General features: G+C 73.0%; 17 protein-coding genes. 5 read left to right on the top strand and 12 right to left on the bottom strand.

Translation table 11 applies throughout. From position 1 onward, the window contains the following. Positions 1-139 precede the first annotated feature (139 nt). From O3T09_RS03435 to O3T09_RS03395, 9 genes are all read right to left on the bottom strand, one after another. Positions 140-1,090, bottom strand: a complete 951-nt coding sequence (locus O3T09_RS03435) for a hypothetical protein (RefSeq protein WP_269295355.1) — start codon at positions 1,088-1,090, stop codon at positions 140-142. 209 nt (positions 1,091-1,299) lie between these two features. Then, positions 1,300-2,160, bottom strand: coding sequence for an HpcH/HpaI aldolase family protein (locus O3T09_RS03430; protein WP_070709502.1), 861 nt, complete (start codon positions 2,158-2,160; stop codon positions 1,300-1,302). A gap of 136 nt (positions 2,161-2,296) precedes the next feature. Continuing rightward, on the bottom strand, positions 2,297-3,082 hold the full coding sequence (locus O3T09_RS03425; protein ID WP_227448805.1) for a 2-keto-4-pentenoate hydratase: 786 nt from the start codon (positions 3,080-3,082) through the stop codon (positions 2,297-2,299). A 394-nt stretch (positions 3,083-3,476) separates the two neighbouring features. Next, the gene (gene hpaD / locus O3T09_RS03420) at positions 3,477-4,643 is read right to left on the bottom strand and encodes a 3,4-dihydroxyphenylacetate 2,3-dioxygenase (protein ID WP_060775458.1); all 1,167 of its coding nucleotides are present in this window, start codon (positions 4,641-4,643) and stop codon (positions 3,477-3,479) included. 116 nt (positions 4,644-4,759) lie between these two features. After that, a complete protein-coding gene (hpaE, locus tag O3T09_RS03415; RefSeq protein WP_222958629.1) occupies positions 4,760-6,304 on the bottom strand; it encodes a 5-carboxymethyl-2-hydroxymuconate semialdehyde dehydrogenase in 1,545 nt (514 codons plus the stop codon). Between the two features lie 80 nt (positions 6,305-6,384). After that, positions 6,385-7,086, bottom strand: coding sequence for a GntR family transcriptional regulator (locus O3T09_RS03410; RefSeq protein ID WP_269295354.1), 702 nt, complete (start codon positions 7,084-7,086; stop codon positions 6,385-6,387). Positions 7,087-7,088: 2 nt separating this feature from the next. Further along, on the bottom strand, positions 7,089-8,687 hold the full coding sequence (locus tag O3T09_RS03405; protein WP_269295353.1) for a fumarylacetoacetate hydrolase family protein: 1,599 nt from the start codon (positions 8,685-8,687) through the stop codon (positions 7,089-7,091). 94 nt (positions 8,688-8,781) lie between these two features. Continuing rightward, entirely contained in the window at positions 8,782-9,996 is a 1,215-nt protein-coding gene (locus tag O3T09_RS03400; RefSeq protein ID WP_269295352.1) for an aminotransferase-like domain-containing protein, read from the bottom strand. Positions 9,997-10,068: 72 nt separating this feature from the next. Continuing rightward, on the bottom strand, positions 10,069-10,866 hold the full coding sequence (locus O3T09_RS03395; protein WP_269295351.1) for a hypothetical protein: 798 nt from the start codon (positions 10,864-10,866) through the stop codon (positions 10,069-10,071). A 158-nt stretch (positions 10,867-11,024) separates the two neighbouring features. Between O3T09_RS03395 and O3T09_RS03390 the strand changes: the two genes are divergently transcribed. The 4 genes from O3T09_RS03390 to pdxT all read left to right on the top strand — a co-directional run bounded on the left by O3T09_RS03390 (position 11,025) and on the right by pdxT (position 14,137). Continuing rightward, on the top strand, positions 11,025-11,870 hold the full coding sequence (locus O3T09_RS03390; RefSeq protein WP_144824972.1) for an HpcH/HpaI aldolase/citrate lyase family protein: 846 nt from the start codon (positions 11,025-11,027) through the stop codon (positions 11,868-11,870). A gap of 51 nt (positions 11,871-11,921) precedes the next feature. Beyond that, positions 11,922-12,407, top strand: a complete 486-nt coding sequence (locus O3T09_RS03385) for a DedA family protein (protein WP_269295350.1) — start codon at positions 11,922-11,924, stop codon at positions 12,405-12,407. A 107-nt stretch (positions 12,408-12,514) separates the two neighbouring features. After that, on the top strand, positions 12,515-13,459 hold the full coding sequence (gene pdxS, locus O3T09_RS03380) for a pyridoxal 5'-phosphate synthase lyase subunit PdxS (protein WP_098470839.1): 945 nt from the start codon (positions 12,515-12,517) through the stop codon (positions 13,457-13,459). A gap of 42 nt (positions 13,460-13,501) precedes the next feature. Continuing rightward, positions 13,502-14,137, top strand: coding sequence for a pyridoxal 5'-phosphate synthase glutaminase subunit PdxT (gene pdxT, locus O3T09_RS03375; RefSeq protein WP_217565173.1), 636 nt, complete (start codon positions 13,502-13,504; stop codon positions 14,135-14,137). Between the two features lie 36 nt (positions 14,138-14,173). Here the strand turns inward: pdxT and ald are convergent, their stop codons facing one another. Continuing rightward, positions 14,174-15,316 carry an alanine dehydrogenase gene (ald, locus tag O3T09_RS03370; protein ID WP_269295349.1) on the bottom strand — a complete coding sequence of 381 codons (1,143 nt, stop codon included), beginning with the start codon at positions 15,314-15,316 and terminating at the stop codon, positions 14,174-14,176. A 44-nt stretch (positions 15,317-15,360) separates the two neighbouring features. Between ald and O3T09_RS03365 the strand changes: the two genes are divergently transcribed. Further along, complete coding sequence (locus tag O3T09_RS03365; RefSeq protein WP_078026223.1) at positions 15,361-15,858, top strand: DUF456 domain-containing protein; 498 nt, start codon at positions 15,361-15,363, stop codon at positions 15,856-15,858. A gap of 58 nt (positions 15,859-15,916) precedes the next feature. Here O3T09_RS03365 and O3T09_RS03360 read toward each other — a convergent pair whose 3' ends face one another. Then, a complete protein-coding gene (locus tag O3T09_RS03360) occupies positions 15,917-16,645 on the bottom strand; it encodes a FadR/GntR family transcriptional regulator (protein WP_206397484.1) in 729 nt (242 codons plus the stop codon). A 79-nt stretch (positions 16,646-16,724) separates the two neighbouring features. Then, positions 16,725-18,386 carry an L-lactate permease gene (locus O3T09_RS03355; protein WP_206397483.1) on the bottom strand — a complete coding sequence of 554 codons (1,662 nt, stop codon included), beginning with the start codon at positions 18,384-18,386 and terminating at the stop codon, positions 16,725-16,727. Positions 18,387-18,506: the final 120 nt, after the last annotated feature.

The raw sequence follows: 18,506 nt of genomic DNA, 5'->3' as shown, positions 1-18,506 counted from the left end.
CGGGCCGACTCCCACCGCACCCGTCCTTTGGAGGCGGGAAATCGACCCCACGGGCGTGGACCAGAGTGCTATGACCTGGATTTCCCGCCTCGAAACGAGGGGGCCGTGGCGGACTGCGGTGACCGTGGATCTCACCGCGTCACCCCCCGAACTCGGCCGCCCGGCGCCGCACCCGCGCGACGACGTCGGCGTAGTCGTCCCGGGCGTCGGCCCACATGACCTTGATCGAGAGCCAGTCGTGGTCGGCGCACCAGCGGTCGCGCCGCACGTCCCGGGCCTGCTGCTCGGCGGTGCGGTGGTGCTCGCCCTCGTACTGCAACGCGAGGCGCCACGGCCGATACCCGAGGTCGACCGTCGGAGCGCGGCGGTCTGACGGGTCCAGCCGGCACTGCACCTCGGGCTCCGGCAGCCCGGCATCGCCGAGCGCCAGCCGCAGACGCGTCTCGCGCGGCGAATCCGCCCCCACGCGCATCCTCGCCAGCGCCGCCCGGGCCAGTCCGCGCCCCTGGAAGCGTCCCCGTTCGGCCAGCGATCGGACGAGCTCCTCCGGGGCGTAGGCGGGAGCCCCGCGTCCGCCGCCGGGCAGCCACGGCGGGCAGAGCAGGGCGTCACCGGCGACGACGACGTCCCGCTCCGTGAGCGCCGACCGTGCCGCGCACAGGTCCCACAGTGTGCGGGCCGGCGTCGTCACGAGCACGCCGCCCCGCGTCATCCGCTGTCCCTCCGGCACCTCGATGCGGTGGGGCACCAGACCCGCCTGGACCGGCCGGCCGCCCGAGGTGCCGACGCTGACGTGCACCGCACCGGGGGCCAGCAGCCGTTCGGGCACGGTCAGGCCGTGCAGGCGGGCGGCGGTCTCATGGCTGACGACGACGTCGGGATGGCGCCGCTGGTACGCGCGGATCTCATCCATCGTCCACTCACGCACGGAGACCGCCGCAGGGCCGGCCGGCCCGTAGATGCCGTGGCGCAGCCGCCGCAGGTCTGCGGACTGCAGTCGGGACCACGTCACACCCGCCCGGCGCGCGTCATCGACCGTGAAGGCGGCGGGGTCGATCGACGGCGGCAGCGGGGCGGGACGACGGGGCATGCGGCGAGCGTGCCCCGTCGCTCCGCGTCCCGAGACGGACGAGCGGGGGCCTGGGGACGCACGAGGGGGCCCGGCGTGGTTGTGCAGGAGGCGGTGGCGTCCCCCGGGGCGCCGGCCCCGAGCCATTCGAGGCGGGAAATCCACGTCATGGGCCAGGATCGGACGTCCATGGGGTGGATTTCGCGCCCCGAAGTGAGGGGATGACCAGGTCAGTACGACGCGCGGGGCGCGCCCTCCCCGTCGGCCGCGGCGTCGCTCGGAGCCGGGCACCAGCGGTCGGCGAGGGCCTCGGCGGCGCGGGCCAGCAGGGCGACGTCGGCGCCCACGTTGACGTAGTCCGCACCGGCGGCGGCGTAGGCGTCGGCCTGCGCGGGCACGAACGCATTGACGCCCACGAACTTCCCGGCGGCCTTGACCTTCGTGATGACCTCCTCGACCGCGGCCACCACCTCCGGATGTGACTGCTGGCCGAGCAGGCCCAGGGACGCGGAGAGGTCCGAGGGGCCGATGAAGACGCCGTCGATCCCGTCCACCGCCGCGATCCCGTCCGCGTTGCGCACGCCGGCGGCCGTCTCGATCTGCACGATCACGGAGACGTGGTCCGCCGCGCCGGGCAGGTAGCCGGGGATCCGGTTCCAGCGGCCGGAGCGTGCCAGGGCGGAGCCCACGCCGCGCACCCCGCCCTCGGCGGAGCCGTCCGGGTAGCGGGCGGCGGCCACGGCGCGGCGGGCCATCGCGGCGTCGTCGACCATGGGCACCAGCAGCGTCTGGGCGCCCAGGTCCAGGAACTGCTTGATGGCCACGGTGTCCAGCGCCGGCACGCGCACCAGGGTGGGCACGCGGTAGCCGGCGATCGTGCGCAGCTGGGCGAGGACGTCCTGCAGGGTCAGCGGGGCGTGCTCGGCGTCGATGAGCAGGTAGTCGAGGCCCGCGCCGGCGCAGATCTCCGCCGTCGTCGGGTCCCCCGAGGAGAGGAACATGCCGGCGGCGGGGCGGCCCCCACGGGCGGCGACGGCCTCGGGCGTGAAGAGGTCGCGGAACAGCGGCTGCGGGTTGTGGCGGACGGGCATGGGACGTTCCTTCGGGGTTCTCCGCGCCCTCCACCCGACGCGGGTTGAGTTGTCGCGGGTGGAGCGGGGTCGTACTGGTGATAGGTCAACCCGCGTTGCGGGCGGGCGGGGCGGGGCGACGACGACGGCGGGCGGCTCAGGCGAAGCGGCAGGTGATGGTTCCCAGCGGGCCGTAGTCGGCGTAGACGGTGTCGCCCTCGTAGACCCACATCGGGCGGGTGAAGGAGCCGGCGAGCACGATCTCACCGGCCTCGAGCGCGTCCCCGTGCTCGGCGATGCGGTTGGCCAGCCAGTGCACGCCGTTGGCCGGGTGGTTCAGCACGCCGGCGGCCACCCCGGTCTCGATGATCTCCTCGTTGCGGGAGAGGATGCCGGCGACCCACCGCAGGTCGACGTCGTGCACGCCCACGGGGCGGCCACCGATCACCAGGGAGCCCAGCGCGGCGTTGTCCGAGATGGTGTCCGTGATGGTGCGGCCGGCCATCTCGATGCGCGAGTCCAGCACCTCCAGCGCGGGCACCACGTACTCGGTGGCGCGCAGCACGTCCATCAGGTTCAGGCCGGGCCCGCGCAGCTCGTCCTTGAGCACGAACGCCAGCTCCATCTCGATGCGCGGGTGGGTGTACTTCTTCCACTCGTACACGTGGCCGGACTCGAACACCTGGTCGTCGAAGATCACGCCGTAGTCCGGCTCGTCGATCCCGGTCGCGTCCTGCATGGCCTTGGAGGTCAGGCCGATCTTGTGGCCCACCTTGCGGCGGCCCGCCTCGACCTGGCGCTCGGCCCAGATGCGCTGGACGGCGTACGAGTCCTCGATCTCCATCTGCGGGTAGCGCGCGGTCAGCCGCGGCACGGGCACGCGGTCGATGCCCGCGCGGTGCAGCTCGTCGGCGATCTTGAGGTGGGTTTCGTGGTCCAGCACAGCGGTCTCCTTCACGACGACGGGCAGGGGCCTGGCCTTGATCGTATACGATTACGCGGCTCGGCCCGTGGACTCGTCGCCATCCTGTCACCGCCCCGGATCAGTCCGGGGTGCGCGTCCCGATGCTCAGCCCGGGCTTGCGGCGGTGCACCGTGAGCCAGGCCAGCCCCCCGACGCCCGTCTGCGAGGCGGGACACCTCTGCTCCCCACGCTTCGAGGCGGGAAATCGAGCTCAAACTGGCCCTCCCGGCTCGAATGAGGTGGATTTTCCGCCTCGAACGGCGTGGGGTGGGGGGACGCGGAGGGTGGCAGGGGGTGCGGCCGACGACGGCGGGCACCTGCGTGGGGTGCCCGCCGTCGGCGTGGTGTCCCGGAGCGGCGCCCGGCAGTGCCGTCAGAGCTGGTTGCCGAGCTTGTACTCGCCCTGCTTCCACTCCGGCATGGACTCCTCGCCCTGCTCCTCGCGGGTGTAGGAGAAGCCGTCGGCGCCGATGGTCACGTCCATCTCGGAGTCGTCGGTGCGGGAGACCAGCGGCTGCAGGTTGCCGTCGAGGTCCAGCACGCGGGAGGCGTCGGTGTACCAGGACGGCACGACCGGGGTGCCCCACCAGTCGCGGCGCTGGTTGTCGTGCACATCCCAGGTGACCACGGGGTTGTCCGGGTCGCCGGTGTAGTAGTCCTGGGTGTAGACCTCCACGCGGTGGCCGTCCGGGTCGCGCAGGTAGAGGTAGAACGCGTTGGAGACGCCGTGGCGACCCGGGCCGCGCTCGATGTGGTCGGACATGCGCAGGGCGCCGAGCTTGTCGCAGATCGCCAGGATGTTGTGCTTCTCGTGCGTGGCGAAGCACACGTGGTGCATCCGGGGGCCGTCGCCGCCGGTCATGGCGGTGTCGTGCACGGTGGGCTTGCGGCGCATCCACGCGGCGTAGACGGTGCCGTTCTCGTCCTGGATGTCCTCGGTGACGCGGAAGCCCAGGTCCTGCATGTAGCGGGCGGCGCGCGGCACATCCGGGGTCACCTGGTTGAAGTGGTCCAGGCGGACCAGGGCGCCCGGGGTGTAGAGGTCGTAGCGCCAGGCCAGGCGCTCCACGTGCTCGACGTCGTGGAAGAACTCGTAGGGGAAGCCCAGCGGGTCCTCGACGCGCACGGAGTCGCCGACGCCCTTGACGAAGCCGTCCTTCCGGCGCTCGACGCGGCAGCCCAGCTCCTCGTAGAAGGCGACCGCCTTGTCCAGGTCCTCGGGGGTGCGCACGCGGTAGGAGAACGCGGCCACGGCGGCGGTCTCGCCCTGGCGCAGCACCAGGTTGTGGTGGATGAACTCCTCCATGGAGCGCAGGTAGACGGTCTCCTCGTCCTCCTCGGTGACCACGAGGCCGAGCACGTCCACGTAGAACTCGCGGGAGGCGGCGAGGTCCGTGACCACGAGCTCCATCGAGGCGCAGCGCAGGATGTCCGGCGCCTCGGACGTCGGGGTGGGGAGGGGGTTCTCCGGGGTGATGGGCGCTTCCTTGGTGACGAAGAAGCCGGAGGAGGTCTTCTGGCGGCTCTCGAGGTTGGTCATCGGTGCTCCTTGGTGAGGGGGCGGTGCGCTGTGGCCTGGGACACGGTCACGGGCTCGATCGTATACGATCCGGACGGCTGGCGGGAAGGCCGTCGTGGTCGCCGGTGGGCGCGGGGTCAGCCGTCGATCTTCGCCGCGGCCTGCTCCTGCTTGCCGAACACCGGGTTGTGGACCTCGCCGAGGTTGATGTGCACGGCCTGCTGGTCGGTGTAGAAGTCGATCGAGCGGTAGCCGCCCTCGTGGCCCAGGCCGGAGGCCTTCACCCCGCCGAACGGCGTGCGCAGGTCCCGCACGTTGTTGGAGTTCAGCCACACCATGCCGGCCTCCACGTTCTGCGCGACGTTGTGGGCGCGCTTGAGGTCGTTGGTCCAGATGTAGGCGGCCAGGCCGTACTTGGTGTTGTTGGCCAGCTGCAGGGCCTCCTCCTCCGTGTCGAACGGGGTGATGGCCACCACCGGGCCGAAGATCTCCTCCTGGAAGATCCGGGCGTCCGGGGCCACGTCCGCGAACACGGTGGGCTGCACGAAGTTGCCCTCGGGGAAGCCCTCCGGGCGGCCGCCGCCGGCCACCAGGCGGGCCTCGGTCTTGCCGATCTCCACGTAGGACATGACCTTCTCGAAGTGCTCCGGGTGCACGATGGCACCGACCTCGGTGGTCTCGTCGTCCGGCAGGCCGACCTTCACGCGGGAGGCCTGGGCGGCGTAGCGCTCCACGAACTCGTCGTAGACGGAGCGCTGGACCAGGATGCGGGAGCCGGCGGTGCAGCGCTCGCCGTTCAGGGAGAACACGCCGAAGATGGTCGCGTCGATCGCCGCGTCCAGGTCCGCGTCCTCGAACACCACGGCCGGGGACTTGCCGCCGAGCTCCATGGACAGGCCCTTCAGGTGCGGGGCGGCGTTGGCGAAGATGATCTGGCCGGTGCGGGACTCGCCGGTGAAGGAGATCAGCGGCACGTCCGGGTGCTTCACGAGCGGGTCGCCCGCGTAGCCCTCCTCGCCGAAGCCGTGCACCATGTTGAACACGCCCTTCGGCAGGCCGGCCTCCTCGAAGATCCCGCCCCACAGGGAGGCCGAGAGCGGGGTGAACTCCGCCGGCTTCAGGACCACGGAGTTGCCGGTGGCGATGGCCGGGGCCAGCTTCCAGGACTCCAGCATGAACGGGGTGTTCCACGGGGTGATCAGGCCGGCGACGCCGATCGGCTTGCGGTTCACGTAGTTGATCTGGCGGCCCGGCACCTTGAAGGTGTCGTCGTGCTGGGCCACGATCAGGTCCGCGAAGAAGCGGAAGTTCTCGGCGGCGCGGGCGGCCTGGCCCTTCGCCTGCTTGATCGGCAGGCCGGTGTCGAAACACTCCATCTCGGCGAGCTGATCGCCGCGGGACTCCATGATGTCGGCGATCCTGTGCAGCACGCGGGAGCGCTGGCGCGGCAGGGCCTGGGACCACTCGCCGGACTCGAAGGCCCGCTTCGCGGCGGCGACGGCGCGGTCGATGTCCGCGGCCTTGCCGGAGGCGGCCGTCAGGTACGGCTCGTTGGTCACCGGGTCGAGCACCTCGAAGGTGTCGCCGTCGACCGAGTCGACGAACTCGCCGTCGATGTAATGGCGCAGGACGTCGGGCAGGCCCTGGGGCTTGCGGGCCTCGATGCTGGTCTTCTCCGTCATGGTGTCTCTTTCGCTGAGTGCTTCGGGGGCGGATGGTCGGGGCCTGGAGCCGACGGCGTCGGCGCCGGTCCGGCCGGCGGTCACGCGGACGGCTCGGCGCTGTGCTCCAGGTAGGCGTGCAGGGTGTTCAGGCGGTGGGCGCGGGCGGCGGCCTCGATCTCCTCGAAGCGCGCCCCGTCCTCGATCAGGCGCAGCAGGTGCTCGTGCTCGTCCACAGAGGCCACCGCCCGGCCGGGCACGTACGCGAACGTGGAGGAGCGCAGCGCGGCCAGGCGGTTCCAGCCGCGGTGCACCAGGTCGTGCACGTGCTCGTTCTGGTGATGCTCGAACAGGATCGAGTGGAAGCGGCGGTTGAGCTCGGTGAACGCCACCGGGTCCCAGGCCTTCTCCGACTCCGTCATCGCGCGCATGGTCGCGTTCACCTCGCGGGCCGCCGCGAGGTCCTCGGCGGTCACGTGCGGGGCGCACTGGGCGGTGGAGAACCCCTCCACCAGCGCCAGCGTCTCCATGGTGTGGCGGTACTCGACCGGGTCGATGCCCACCACCGTGGCGCCCACGTTGCGCTCGTAGGCCACCAGGTTCTCGGACTGCAGGCGGCGGATCGCCTCCCGCACGGGCACCACGGACATGCCCAGCTCCGCGGCGATCTGGGACAGCACCAGGCGGTCGCCCGGCTCGTGGCGCTGGTCCCGGATTCCCTCGAGGATGGCCTGGTAGGCGCGGTCCGCCTTGGAGACGGGGGCGCCTGCGAGGCCGACTGTTCCGATGTCCGTCCGGCGCATGCTCAGGCGTCGCCCTCCGGGGCCGGGGCGTCCGGCAGGGTCTTGCGGTACTCGTCGAATTTGGCCTTCCATTCGGCGTTCGGGGGGAACATTCCGTCCACCGGGTGGCCGGCCTTGACCTGCTCGTACGCCCAGGCGTCCTGGAGCTCCTGCTCGTAGGCGTCGTCCACGACCTCCTGGAGCAGGGACGGCGGGATGACCACCACACCGTCGTCGTCACCGACGATGATGTCCCCGGGCTGCACGGTGGTGCCGCCGCAGGCGATGGTGCCGCCGACCTCCCACGGGATGTGACGGCGGCCCAGCACGGCCGGGTGCGTGGCGCCGGCGTAGACCTGGAGACCGACCTCGGCCACGGCGGCGGAGTCGCGGATGCCGCCGTCCGTGATCACGGCGTTCGCGCCGTTCACCTGGGCGCGCAGGGCCAGGACGTCCCCGAGGGTGCCGGTGCCGTGCTCGCCACGGGCCTCCATGACCACCACGTCGTCCGGCTGCACCGAGTCGATCGCCCGCTTCTGGGCGTTGAAGCCGCCGCCGAACTCCTTGAACAGGTCCTCGCGCTTGGGGATGTAGCGCAGGGTCTTGGCGTAGCCGAGGACGCGCCGACCCCGGTGGATCGGGCGCGGGCCGTCGATGGTCGCGTTCTGGATGCCGCGCTTCTGCAGCTGGGCGGTGAGGGTGGCCACCGCGATGGCGTCGATCTTGGCGCGCAGCTCCGGAGTCAGCAGGGAGCGGTCCGGCTGCGGGGCGCTCGCGACCCAGTGGCCGTTCTCGTCCACCGCGGACGACGACGGCGCCGCGGCCTGCGGGGCCAGACCGGCGGCCTCGCGGGAACCCCAAGCCTCCTCGCGCTGCACGTCGTCCACCTGCGGCTGCGCGCCGAACGGGGCCAGGGCGTGCTCCGAGTCGACGACCGTCGTCACCAGGCGGCCGGTGGTCGGGGCGCCGGGGGCGCTGGGGGCGTCCACCTCCACCTCGACGACGTCGCCCGGCTGGGCCACGGAGGATCCGGCGGGGGTGCCGGTGAGGATGACGTCGCCCTCCTCGAGCGTCATGAGCTGCGAGAGGTCCGCCACGAGCCGGCCGAACGGGAACACGAGGCCCTCGGTGGTGTCGTCCTGGACGATCTCGCCGTTGACCCAGGTGCGCACGCGCAGGGCGGCCGGGTCCAGGCCCGCGGCGGAGATCACCGCGGGGCCGAGCGGGGTGTAGCCGTCGCCGGACTTGTTCTTGACGTTGGAGCCCTTGTCCGCGTGGCGGAGGTCGTAGAGGCCCCAGTCGTTGGCGGCGGTGATGCCGGAGACGTGCGACCAGCCCTCCTCCGGGCTGACGCGCCGGGCGGTGCGGCCGATGATCAGCGCGATCTCGCCCTCGTAGGCGAGCAGCTCGGTGCCGGCGGGGCGCTCGATGGTGTCGCCGCTGCGGGCGATGGAGGTGCCGGCCTTGAGGAAGTAGCCGGGGGCCTGCGGGGACCGGCCCCGCTGGGCGATGCGGGAGGGGTAGTTCAGGTGCAGGGCCAGTACCTTGCCCGGCCGGTTCTCCCGGACGGTGAAGTCGCGCTCGGTGACGGTGGGCGTGGGGTCCGGTGTGCTCTGCGTCATGGTCGAGATCGTATACGATCCCGCGGGCCGGGGGAAGAGGTCGCACGCCCGGCAGACGCGCCGGGCCGACGTCGTCGTGGACGCCCGCCGCGGCTCAGCGGGCCCGGGCGATCGACTCGTTCACCGCGGGGGCCAGGCGCCGCACGCCCTCCACGAGCTTCTCGGCCTCCACGAACGAGTACGCCAGGCGCAGGGTGGAGTGCGTGCCCTCGACGGGGGTGAAGGCCGCCCCCGGCACGAACACCGCGCCCGCCTCGATGCCGCGGTGCATCACCCCGAGGGTGTCCACCCCGGCCGGCAGGGTGGCCCACAGGAAGAAGCCGCCCTGCGGGGTGATGAACTCGACCCCCGGGTCCCAGTGCTCACGCACCGCGTCCACGAGCGCCCCGGCCCGCTCGCGGTACAGCCCGGTCACGTGGCGGACGTGGCCCCGCCAGTCCAACTGCGTGACGAAGGCGGTGGAGAGCATCTGCGAGTACGTGGACGCGTGGATGTAGGCGGACTCCGCGCACAGGTAGAACTCGCGCTTGAGCGCGGCCGGCACGAGCGCCCAGCCGATCCGCACGCCCGGGGAGAAGATCTTGGACATCGTGCCGAGGTAGACCACGTTGTCCCGGTGGTCGGCGGCGATCGGGGCGACGGGCTCGCCGTCGAACGCGATCTGCCCGTACGGGTTGTCCTCCACGATGAGCACCCCGTGCTTCTCGCAGATCGCGCCCACCTCGGCGCGGCGGCCCGGGGGCAGCAGGGCGCCCGACGGGTTCGCGAACGAGGGGATCGTGTAGAGGAAGGCCACGCGGCGGCCCTCGGCGGCCAGGCGGGTCAGGGTCTCGTCGAGGGCCGCGGGCACCAGGCCGTGGTCGTCGGTGCCCGTGGCCACGGCCTCGAGCTGCCAGGTGTTGAAGGTGGTCAACGCGCCCACGAACGTGGGGTCCTCCACCACGACGACGTCGCCCGGGTTCGCGAACGCCCGGCAGGCGGTGTCGATCGCGGCCTGCGAGCCGGGGGTGATGACCACGAGGTCGGGGTCCGCGTCCGGGATGCCGTCGGCGGCCATGACGGCGGTCGCGGCGGCGCGCATCTCCTCGGTGCCCTGGCCGGGGCCGTACTGCAGGGACTCCGTGCCGAACCGGGTCATCAGGTCGGAGGCGATCCGGCCCAGCTCGTCGAGGGGCAGGTCGGCGAGCCACGGGTTCCCGCCCGCGAGCGAGACGAGGTTCGGGTCCATCGCGATGTCGAAGACGTCGCGGACCGCGGACTGCTTCACGCCGACGGCGCGCTGGGACAGGTGATCTCGGAGGTTCCGCACGCTCGGCACCCTATAGCACGGCGCTGCTGGGCCCGAACGTCCGATGACGGGCGACGACGGCGGGTCGCCCGGTCAGGGGGCGCTCGGCTCCTGACCGGGGGACCACGTGCCCTGGGTCGGCTCGGCGGGACCCCACGACGACTCCTCAGCCGGCGCCCAGGTGTCGTCCGAGGGCTCGGCCGGCGCCCACGTGTCCTCCGACGACTCGCCCTCCGGCGCCCACGTCTGCTCGCCGGATCCGTCGCTCGGCTCCCCACTCGGGGTGGGGTCCCCCTGCGGGACGTCCACGGGCTCGCCGAGGCGGAGCGGCTCGAGCCCCAGCACGTCGTCGAGGTCCCGGCCGTCCACCTCGAGCCGGACCTGTCCCGCCGACGTGAAGGCGGCGGCCGTCGCCTGCAGCTGGGCGCGGATCCGCTCGGCCGTGCAGTCGTCCTCCGGCGTCACGGTGCCGGTGAAGGTGAAGATCTCCACGTCGCCCTCGCGGCGGTGCCCGGTCGGGATGAGGGTCTCGCGCACGTCGAACACGGCGTTCCACAGCGACGGGTCGCCGTGCCAGCCGCGCTCGTCCGCGAACAGGAAGTCCAGGGCGGCGTCCGCCTCGTCCTCGGTGTCCGTCGGCACGGTCTGCACGGGCACCAGCAGATCGCCGCAGCCGAAGGGCCGGCCGCTCGTACCCGGGACCGCCTCCGCCTCGGAGACGGCGAGGTGGACCGTCAGCGGCTGGTACCCCTCCGTCGCCGGCAGGGGCACGCCGTCGTCGGACGCCGAGCCCTCGGCCAGGTCGGGGGCGACCGCGCAGCCGGCCAGCAGGCACGCGGCCGCCACGGCACCCGTGAGCCGCAGGGCGCGGGAAGGGGAGGTCGGGCGCATCGGGTACTCCTGGCGATCGGGGCTCGGCGGCGTCGGACGGGCCGACGGCCTCTCCATGCTACGGCCGTCCGCCTCGCCCGCCGCGAGCGGGTGTGAGGCCTCCCACGGGTGGGAAGGGGCCCGCGGGCGGACGGCCGCGGCGGGCTAGGCTGGAGGCCATGCCCGTGAGGAACCGTCGCGCTGCCGCCCTGCCCGCCAAGCTCAGCCGCTCCTGGCTGCTGGTCAACGCGGCCACCCCCGACGCGTTCGCCCCCGCCCTGGCCTCCGAGGCCGACTCCGTCATCTTCGACCTCGAGGCCGCCGTGCCGGAGGAGCACAAGGACGCGGCCCGCCAGCACGTCGTGGACGCCCTCTCCGGCGGCATGACGGCGTGGGTGCGCATCTCCGCGACCTCCACGGACCACTGGCAGCGGGACCTCGAGGCGCTCGCGGGCCTCGACGGCGTGCGCGGCGTCGTGCTGGCCGAGACCGAGGAGCCGGAGCAGGTCACGTTCACCGCCATGCGGCTGCGCGCCGGCACCCCGGTGATCGCCCTGTTGGAGTCCGCCCTGGGCATCGAGAACGCCACGGCCGTGGCCAAGGCGCCGGGCACGTTCCGCCTCGCCTTCGGCGTGAACGACTTCCGCAAGGACGTCGGCGTCGGCGAGGACCCGCTGGCCATGGCCTACGCCCGCTCCCGCATGGTGATCGCCTCCCGCGTGGGCGGTCTGCCCGGCGCGATCGACGGGCCGCCCGGCAACACGGACGGTGAGGACGCGGTCATCGACTCCAGCGCCGTCACCGCCTCGATGGGCATGACCGGCCGCCTCGTCCTGAACCGGGATCAGGTGGACTGGGTCAACCGGGCGATGTCCCCGTCCGAGGACGAGCTCGCGTGGGCCCGCGACCTGCTCGAGAAGCACGCGCAGGGCGCCGCCGTCGGCGACGGCTCGTACCTGCCCCGTGTGCTGCGTGCCCAGAAGATCGCGGACCTCGCGGACTCGTACGGGCTCTGGAACGCGTGAGCACGGCCGGGGCGAGCGCATGAGTCCCCGTACCGACGGGTGGCTCCGCCCATGATGGCGTGGATCGACGGGCTGCCGCTGCTGTGGTCCATCGGGTTCTTCTGGATGCTGGCGATCCTGCGCACCCTGATCGTGTTCTCGCTCGGGCGGGGGCTGGCCTCCGGCGTCGAGCGGACCCGCTGGTTCGCCCGCGTGATGGAGGGGCCCGTCTATGTCCGCGCCCAGCGCTTCATCCAGCGCCACGGGGTGTGGGCCATCCCGTTCTGCTACCTCACGGTGGGCATCCAGACGGCGGTGATCGGCTCCGCCGGCGTCGCCCGCATGCCCTGGCGCCGGTTCCTGCCGGCGGCCGCGCTCGGCACGTTCCTGTGGGGCCTGGTGTACGGGACCGTCGGGATGGCCGTGGTGTGGGCCGTCATCGGCGCGGCGCTCGGAGAGGGCCGGGGCGTCCTCGCCCTCGTGCTGATCCTCGTGGCCGTGGCCGCGTTCGTCGTCTGGCGCCGACGCCGCACGCTGCGCCGGCACGGGGCCGGGTGACGTCGTCGTCCGTGACGCGGGCCGGGCTTCGCCGCCGGGGGACTAGAGTTGACCGAGACTCCGCCCCGCCCCGCGGCCGGGACGCCACCCCCTTCGGAAGGACCACCATGAGCGACGAGCGTGCCCTCAGCTTCTCCGCCTCCACCGCCTCCGCCGCCGACGACGGCGCCCGCGGCACCGGCACGACCCGCGTCAAGCGCGGCCTGGCGGACATGATGAAGGGCGGCGTGATCATGGACGTCGTCAACGCGGAGCAGGCGCGCATCGCCGAGGACGCCGGCGCCGTGGCCGTCATGGCGCTCGAGCGGGTCCCGGCCGACATCCGCGCCCAGGGCGGCGTGGCCCGCATGTCCGACCCCGACCTGATCGACGGGATCGTCGAGGCCGTGTCCATCCCCGTGATGGCCAAGGCGCGCATCGGCCACTTCGTGGAGGCCCAGGTGCTGCAGGCGCTCAAGGTGGACTTCATCGACGAGTCCGAGGTGCTCTCCCCGGCGGACTACGTGAACCACATCGACAAGTGGGACTTCGACGTGCCCTTCGTGTGCGGCGCCACCAACCTCGGCGAGGCCCTGCGCCGCATCACCGAGGGCGCGGCCATGATCCGGTCCAAGGGCGAGGCCGGCACCGGCGACGTCTCCGAGGCCGTGAAGCACATCCGCACCATCCGCAAGGAGATCGCCCAGCTCCAGGGCCTGGCCCAGGATGAGCTGTACGTGGCCGCGAAGGAGCTGCGGGCGCCGTACGAGCTGGTGCGCGAGGTCGCCGAGACCGGCGCCCTGCCCGTCGTGATGTTCACCGCCGGCGGCGTGGCCACCCCGGCCGACGCGGCCCTGATGATGCAGATGGGCGCCGACGGCGTGTTCGTGGGCTCCGGCATCTTCAAGTCCGGCAACCCGGCCGAGCGCGCCCGTGCCATCGTCAAGGCCACCGCCCAGTTCGACGACCCGATGGCGGTCGCCGAGGCTTCCCGCGGCCTGGGCGAGGCCATGGTGGGCATCAACGTGGGCGACCTGCCCGCCCCGCACCGCCTGGCCGAGCGCGGCTGGTGAGCCGCGGAGTCCCGGGCGCCCGGAGGCCCTAGGGTCGGGGCCATGGTGAGTCCACAGAAGACCGTCGGCGTGTTCGCGCTCCAGGGCGACGTGCGGGAGCACGCCCACGTGCTCGAGTCGCTCGGCGCGCGCACGCGCCCGGTGCGCCGCCCTGCGGACCTCGAGGGTCTGGACGGCATCGTGCTGCCCGGCGGCGAGTCCTCCGTGATGGACCGCCTCGCCCGGATCATGGGGCTGAAGGACCCGCTCATCGCCGCCCTCCGCGACGGCCTGCCCGCCTACGGCACGTGCGCGGGGCTGATCATGCTGGCCCGCGAGATCCGCAACCCGGCGCCGGATCAGGGCGGGCTCGGCGTGCTGGACGTGGCCGTGCGGCGCAACGCCTTCGGCGCGCAGGTGGACTCGTTCGAGGAGGACCTGGACGTCCCCGCGGTCGCGGCGGAGCCGGTGCACGCCGTGTTCATCCGCGCCCCCGCCGTCGTCCAGGCGGGGGAGGGCGTCGAGGTCCTGGCGAGTGTGCCGGCGTCGCGCGTGTCCGTGCCCGCGGCGGACCCGGTGCTCGACGGCGACGCCCGGCTGCCCGTGGCCGTGCGGCAGGGCCACCTGCTCGCCACGGCCTTCCACCCCGAGGTGACCGGCGACTGGTCCTTCCACCGGGCGTTCCTCGCGGGGCTCTGAGGGGCCGGCCGGCCCCGCGCGCGACGGGCGCGGGGCTCAGGCCTCCGCGAGCACCTCGGAGGTGACGCGGACGTCCTTCCGGGGGTCCAGGCCGAGCTCGTCGGCCACGGCCGTGGCGACGGAGGGCAGGGTGAGCACGCCGTCGTGCGCGTTGAGACCCCCCGCGAAGCCCTCGTCCGCGGCCAGTGCCGCGCGCCATCCGAGGTCGGCGATGCGCTTGATGTAGGGCAGCGTCGCGTTGGTCAGGGCCGAGGTGGAGGTCTGCGGCACGGCGCCGGGCATGTTGGAGACGCAGTAGTAGATCTTGTCCCCCACGAGGTACGTCGGATCCTGGTGGGTGGTGGCCCGCGAGTTCTCGAAGCAGCCGCCCTGGTCGATCGCGATGTCCACCAGCACCGACCCGGGCCGCATGGACTCCACCATCTCCGCGGTCACCAGCTTCGGGGCCGCGGCGCCGGGGATCAGCACGGAGCCGATCACGAGGTCCGCGTCCGCCACGGTCTCGCCGATGTTCAGGTGGGACGAGGCCAGCGTGCGGATCCGACCCTGGTGGACGGCGTCCAGCTGCGCGAGCCGCTCGAGGGAGATGTCCAGGACGGTCACGTCCGCGCCCATGCCCGCGGCGATCACGGCCGCCGCCTCGCCGGCCACACCTCCGCCGATCACGGCCACCCGGGCGCGGCGGGTGCCGGGCACGCCGCCCATCAGCACGCCCGAGCCGCCCTGCGGCTGGAGGAGGTGGTAGGCGCCCGCGGCGGGGGCCAGGCGGCCGGCCACCTGGCTCATGGGGGCCAGCAGCGGCAGGGAGCGACCGCGGGTGACCGTCTCGTAGGCGATCGCCGTCGTGCCGGCGTCCAGGATCGCCCGCGTGCACGCGGGAGAGGCGGCCAGGTGCAGGTAGGTGAAGAGGACCTGGCCGCGGCGCAGGCGGCCGTACTCCTCCGGCTGGGGCTCCTTGACCTTGAGGACCAGCTCCGCGCGCTGCCAGAGCTCGTCGACGTCGTCGACCAGTTCGGCACCGGCGTCGCGGTAGTCCTGGTCCGAGGCGCCGGAGCCGACGCCGGCCCCCGACTGCACGAGGACCTGGTGGCCCGCGCGCACCAGCTCCTGGACCCCGCCCTGCGTCAGGGCGACGCGGAACTCGTTGTTCTTCACTTCAGTGGGCACGGCGACCAACATGCGGCGAATCTAGCCCATCCGGCCCGTCCCGTCATACTGGTGCGGTGACTCCCGCGCTGATCTCCCTCGTGGCCGTGCTCCTGCTCCTGGTGGGGCTGGTGGGCACCGTGTACCCCGTCCTGCCCGGCTCGCTGCTCAACCTCGTGACGGCTCTCGGGTGGGCCGCGCTGCTGGGCTCCCCCGCGTCCTGGACGTTCGGCGTCATCGCGGCCGGCCTCGCCGTGGCGGGGCTGAGCGCGTCCGCCGTGCTGACCGGTCGGCGGCTGCGGCGTGAACGCGTCACCCGCGGCCCGATCCTGTGGGGGGTGGCCGGCGCCGCCGTCGGGTTCTTCGTGATCCCGGTGGTGGGGCTGTTCCTCGGCTTCGCCGTCGGCCTGTTCGCCTCCCAGTGGGCCCGCACCCGGGATGCCCGGGCCGCCCTGAGCAGCTCGATCGGCGCGCTCACGGCCATGGGTGTGGGCATGCTCGTGGAGTTCTGCTGTGCGCTGGGCTCGCTGACCGCCGTGGGCGTGGGCGCCCTGGTGCACGGCCTCACCGCCTGAACCGCCGGAGCCGTCCGTCCGGCGGGACCCCCGCGTGCTCGCCGGACCCTTCGCCGTCTCAGCCGGCGGCGGGCACCCTGCCGGTCTGGGCGAGGGCGGCGAAGCCGAGGACGTGCTCCCGCAGCTCCTGCGCGGCCGCCCGGCCGTCCCCGGCGGCGGAGGCTGCGAGGATCCGCCGATGGTCGTCCTGCAGGCCGGCGCGGACGGCGGGCCAGTCGGACAGCCCGGCCACGGTCTCGGTCACGTAGCCGATGGTCGCCTGGCGCAGGGAGTCCAGCATCATCGCCGTCACGACGTTCCCGCCCAGGGTGGCCAGCCGCACGTGGAACTCGGTGTCGAGCAGGTGGAAGTCCTCCTCCGGCAGCGCCGGATCGTCCATCCGGTCCAGCAGGGCTTCCACCTCGGCCAGGACGGCGACGCTCTCAGGGTCGCCGGACGTGGCGGCGGCAGCCTGCGCCGCATCGGTCTCGAGGAGCACGCGCGCTGCGACGACGTCGGCCATCGGCAGGGACCGGGTGGCGATGTGCAGGCGCAGCGCCCAGCCCAGCGCCGCGGACGGCTCGGAGACGACGACGGCGCCCGAGTTCGGCCCGGAGCCGACGCTGGCGCGGATCAGGCCCATGGCCTCGAGCATCCGGGTGGCCTCCCGCACGGACGCCCGGGAGATGCCGAAGCGTTCGGCCAGGGTGCGTTCGCCGGGCAGCTTGTCCCCCACGACCACGGCGCCGGAGCGCAGCTCGGCCTCGAGCCAGTCGAGCACGATGGTGTAGGCGGGGGCAGCGGTCATGGACGGACCTTCCGAGGGGGCGGGGCGGCGACCGTCCATCCTACCGACGGACGCCGCCCCGCTCGGGTGGTGCAGGTGGTCAGCCCGCCGCCGGCAGCAGCCATGCCAGCACGTTGGACTGCAGGTACACGAGCGTGCACACCGCCAGCAGGAGCACGAGCGACCACACCACCACGCGGCGCAGGATCTCGGACTCCCGGCCCTCCATGCCGACCGCCGTCGCGGCGATCGCCAGGGACTGCGGGGAGATCATCTTGCCCACGACGCCGCCGGAGGTGTTGGCGGCCACCAGCAGGGCCGGATCGGCGCCGATGTTCGTGGCTGCGGTCTGCTGCAGGGTGGAGAACAGCGCGTTCGCGGAGGTGTCCGAGCCGGTCACGGCGGTGCCCAGCCAGCCGAGCACCGGAGACAGGAACACGAAGGCCGCGCCCAGGCCGGCCACCCACGTGCCCATGGCGACCGTCTGGCCCGAGAAGTTCATGACGTAGGCCAGGGAGAGCACGATCACGATCGTCAGGGCGGACCAGCGCATGCGGGCGAAGCAGCGGCCGATCTCGGCGATCGCGTTCCCCACCGAGAGCGGGAACCGGCCGTCGTGGTCGAACCGGGAGTAGACCACGGCCATGATCAGGCCGGCGATCAGCAGCAGCGTGCCGGGGGAGGCCAGCCACTCGAACTTGTACACGGTGCTCGCCAGCGGTGCGCCGGAGGCGTCGACGAGGTGCCCGTCGAGCCCGGGCCACGGGATCTTCGCGGTGACGGAGTTCAGGGCCGCGGTGATCGAGGGGACCAGCTTGGCCAGGGCGAACACGGCCACGACCACGATGTAGGGCAGCACGGCCATGAAGATCCGGCCGGGGGTGAGGTCCTGCGCCGCCGCGCGGGCGGGGGCGTCGAGGCGCTGGCGGGCCTCCTCGGCGCCGCGCGGCCGCCAGAAGCGCAGCAGCAGGACGGCGGCGGCGAGGGAGACCAGGGAGGCCACGACGTCGGTGAGCTCGTAGGAGAAGTGGGTCGAGGCCAGCCAGATGGCGACGGCGAAGCTCGCGCCGATCACGATCAGTGCCGGCCACGTCTGCCGCACGCCGCGCAGCCCGTCGATGATGAACACGAGCAGGAACGGCACGAACACGGCCACGAACGGGGCCTGGTGGCCGACGATCGCGCCGATGTGCGTGGCGGGGATGCCGGTGAGCGTGCCGGCGGTGGTGATGGGGGTGCCCACGGCGCCGAAGGCCACGGGCGCGGTGTTCGCCAGCAGCACGGCGGTGGCCGCCCGCAGCGGGGGCACACCCAGGCCGAGCACCATGGTGGCCGTGATGGCCACGGGGGCGCCGAAGCCGGCGAGGGCCTCGAGCAGGCCGCCGAAGCAGAACGCGATGAGCACGGCCTGGATGCGGATGTCTCCGCCGCCGAGCGAGTCGAAGATCGCGCGCATGTCGTCGAATCGCCCGGAGAGCACGGTGACCTGGTAGAACCACAGCGCCATCACGACGATCCAGACGATCGGGAACAGGCCGAAGGCCGCTCCCTGGGCAGCGGCCAGCGCCGCCAGGTCGGCCGGCATGTGGAAGCCCAGCACGGCCACGAGCAGAGCCACCACGAGCGCGGCGAGCCCCGACTGCCAGGCCTTGAGGCGCAGACCGAGGAGGGTGGCGAAGAACGTCAGCAGGGGCAGGACGCCGAGCGCGGCGGAGAGCGCGACGCTGCCGGCGGCATCGGGGGTGGCGGTGAAGGTGTGCACGGGGGTCTCCCGGTGGGCGAGGGGACGGGGCGGGATCCGGTCGGGCCGGTGATGGTCGGACCACTGTGGTCAGACCAAGGAGCGTACTGTGAGGGCGGTCACCTTGCAAGGGGCTGGCAT

It is taken from the genome of Micrococcus sp. H39-S4 (assembly GCF_027158145.1).
GTDB classification, from domain to species: Bacteria; Actinomycetota; Actinomycetes; order Actinomycetales; family Micrococcaceae; genus Micrococcus; species Micrococcus luteus.
This window is presented reverse-complemented; position numbering and strand designations above follow the sequence as displayed.

Bases quoted from the DNA above. Each gene is read 5' to 3' on its own strand.
- O3T09_RS03435 (WP_269295355.1), bottom strand. From the start codon at position 1,090: ATGCCCCGTCGTCCCGCCCCGCTGCCGCCGTCGATCGACCCCGCCGCC.
- O3T09_RS03430 (WP_070709502.1), bottom strand. From the start codon at position 2,160: ATGCCCGTCCGCCACAACCCGCAGCCGCTGTTCCGCGACCTCTTCACG.
- hpaD (WP_060775458.1), bottom strand. From the start codon at position 4,643: ATGACCAACCTCGAGAGCCGCCAGAAGACCTCCTCCGGCTTCTTCGTC.
- hpaE (WP_222958629.1), bottom strand. From the start codon at position 6,304: ATGACGGAGAAGACCAGCATCGAGGCCCGCAAGCCCCAGGGCCTGCCC.
- O3T09_RS03410 (WP_269295354.1), bottom strand. From the start codon at position 7,086: ATGCGCCGGACGGACATCGGAACAGTCGGCCTCGCAGGCGCCCCCGTC.
- O3T09_RS03405 (WP_269295353.1), bottom strand. From the start codon at position 8,687: ATGACGCAGAGCACACCGGACCCCACGCCCACCGTCACCGAGCGCGAC.
- O3T09_RS03395 (WP_269295351.1), bottom strand. From the start codon at position 10,866: ATGCGCCCGACCTCCCCTTCCCGCGCCCTGCGGCTCACGGGTGCCGTG.
- O3T09_RS03390 (WP_144824972.1), top strand. From the start codon at position 11,025: ATGCCCGTGAGGAACCGTCGCGCTGCCGCCCTGCCCGCCAAGCTCAGC.
- O3T09_RS03385 (WP_269295350.1), top strand. From the start codon at position 11,922: ATGATGGCGTGGATCGACGGGCTGCCGCTGCTGTGGTCCATCGGGTTC.
- pdxS (WP_098470839.1), top strand. From the start codon at position 12,515: ATGAGCGACGAGCGTGCCCTCAGCTTCTCCGCCTCCACCGCCTCCGCC.
- pdxT (WP_217565173.1), top strand. From the start codon at position 13,502: ATGGTGAGTCCACAGAAGACCGTCGGCGTGTTCGCGCTCCAGGGCGAC.
- ald (WP_269295349.1), bottom strand. From the start codon at position 15,316: ATGTTGGTCGCCGTGCCCACTGAAGTGAAGAACAACGAGTTCCGCGTC.
- O3T09_RS03360 (WP_206397484.1), bottom strand. From the start codon at position 16,645: ATGACCGCTGCCCCCGCCTACACCATCGTGCTCGACTGGCTCGAGGCC.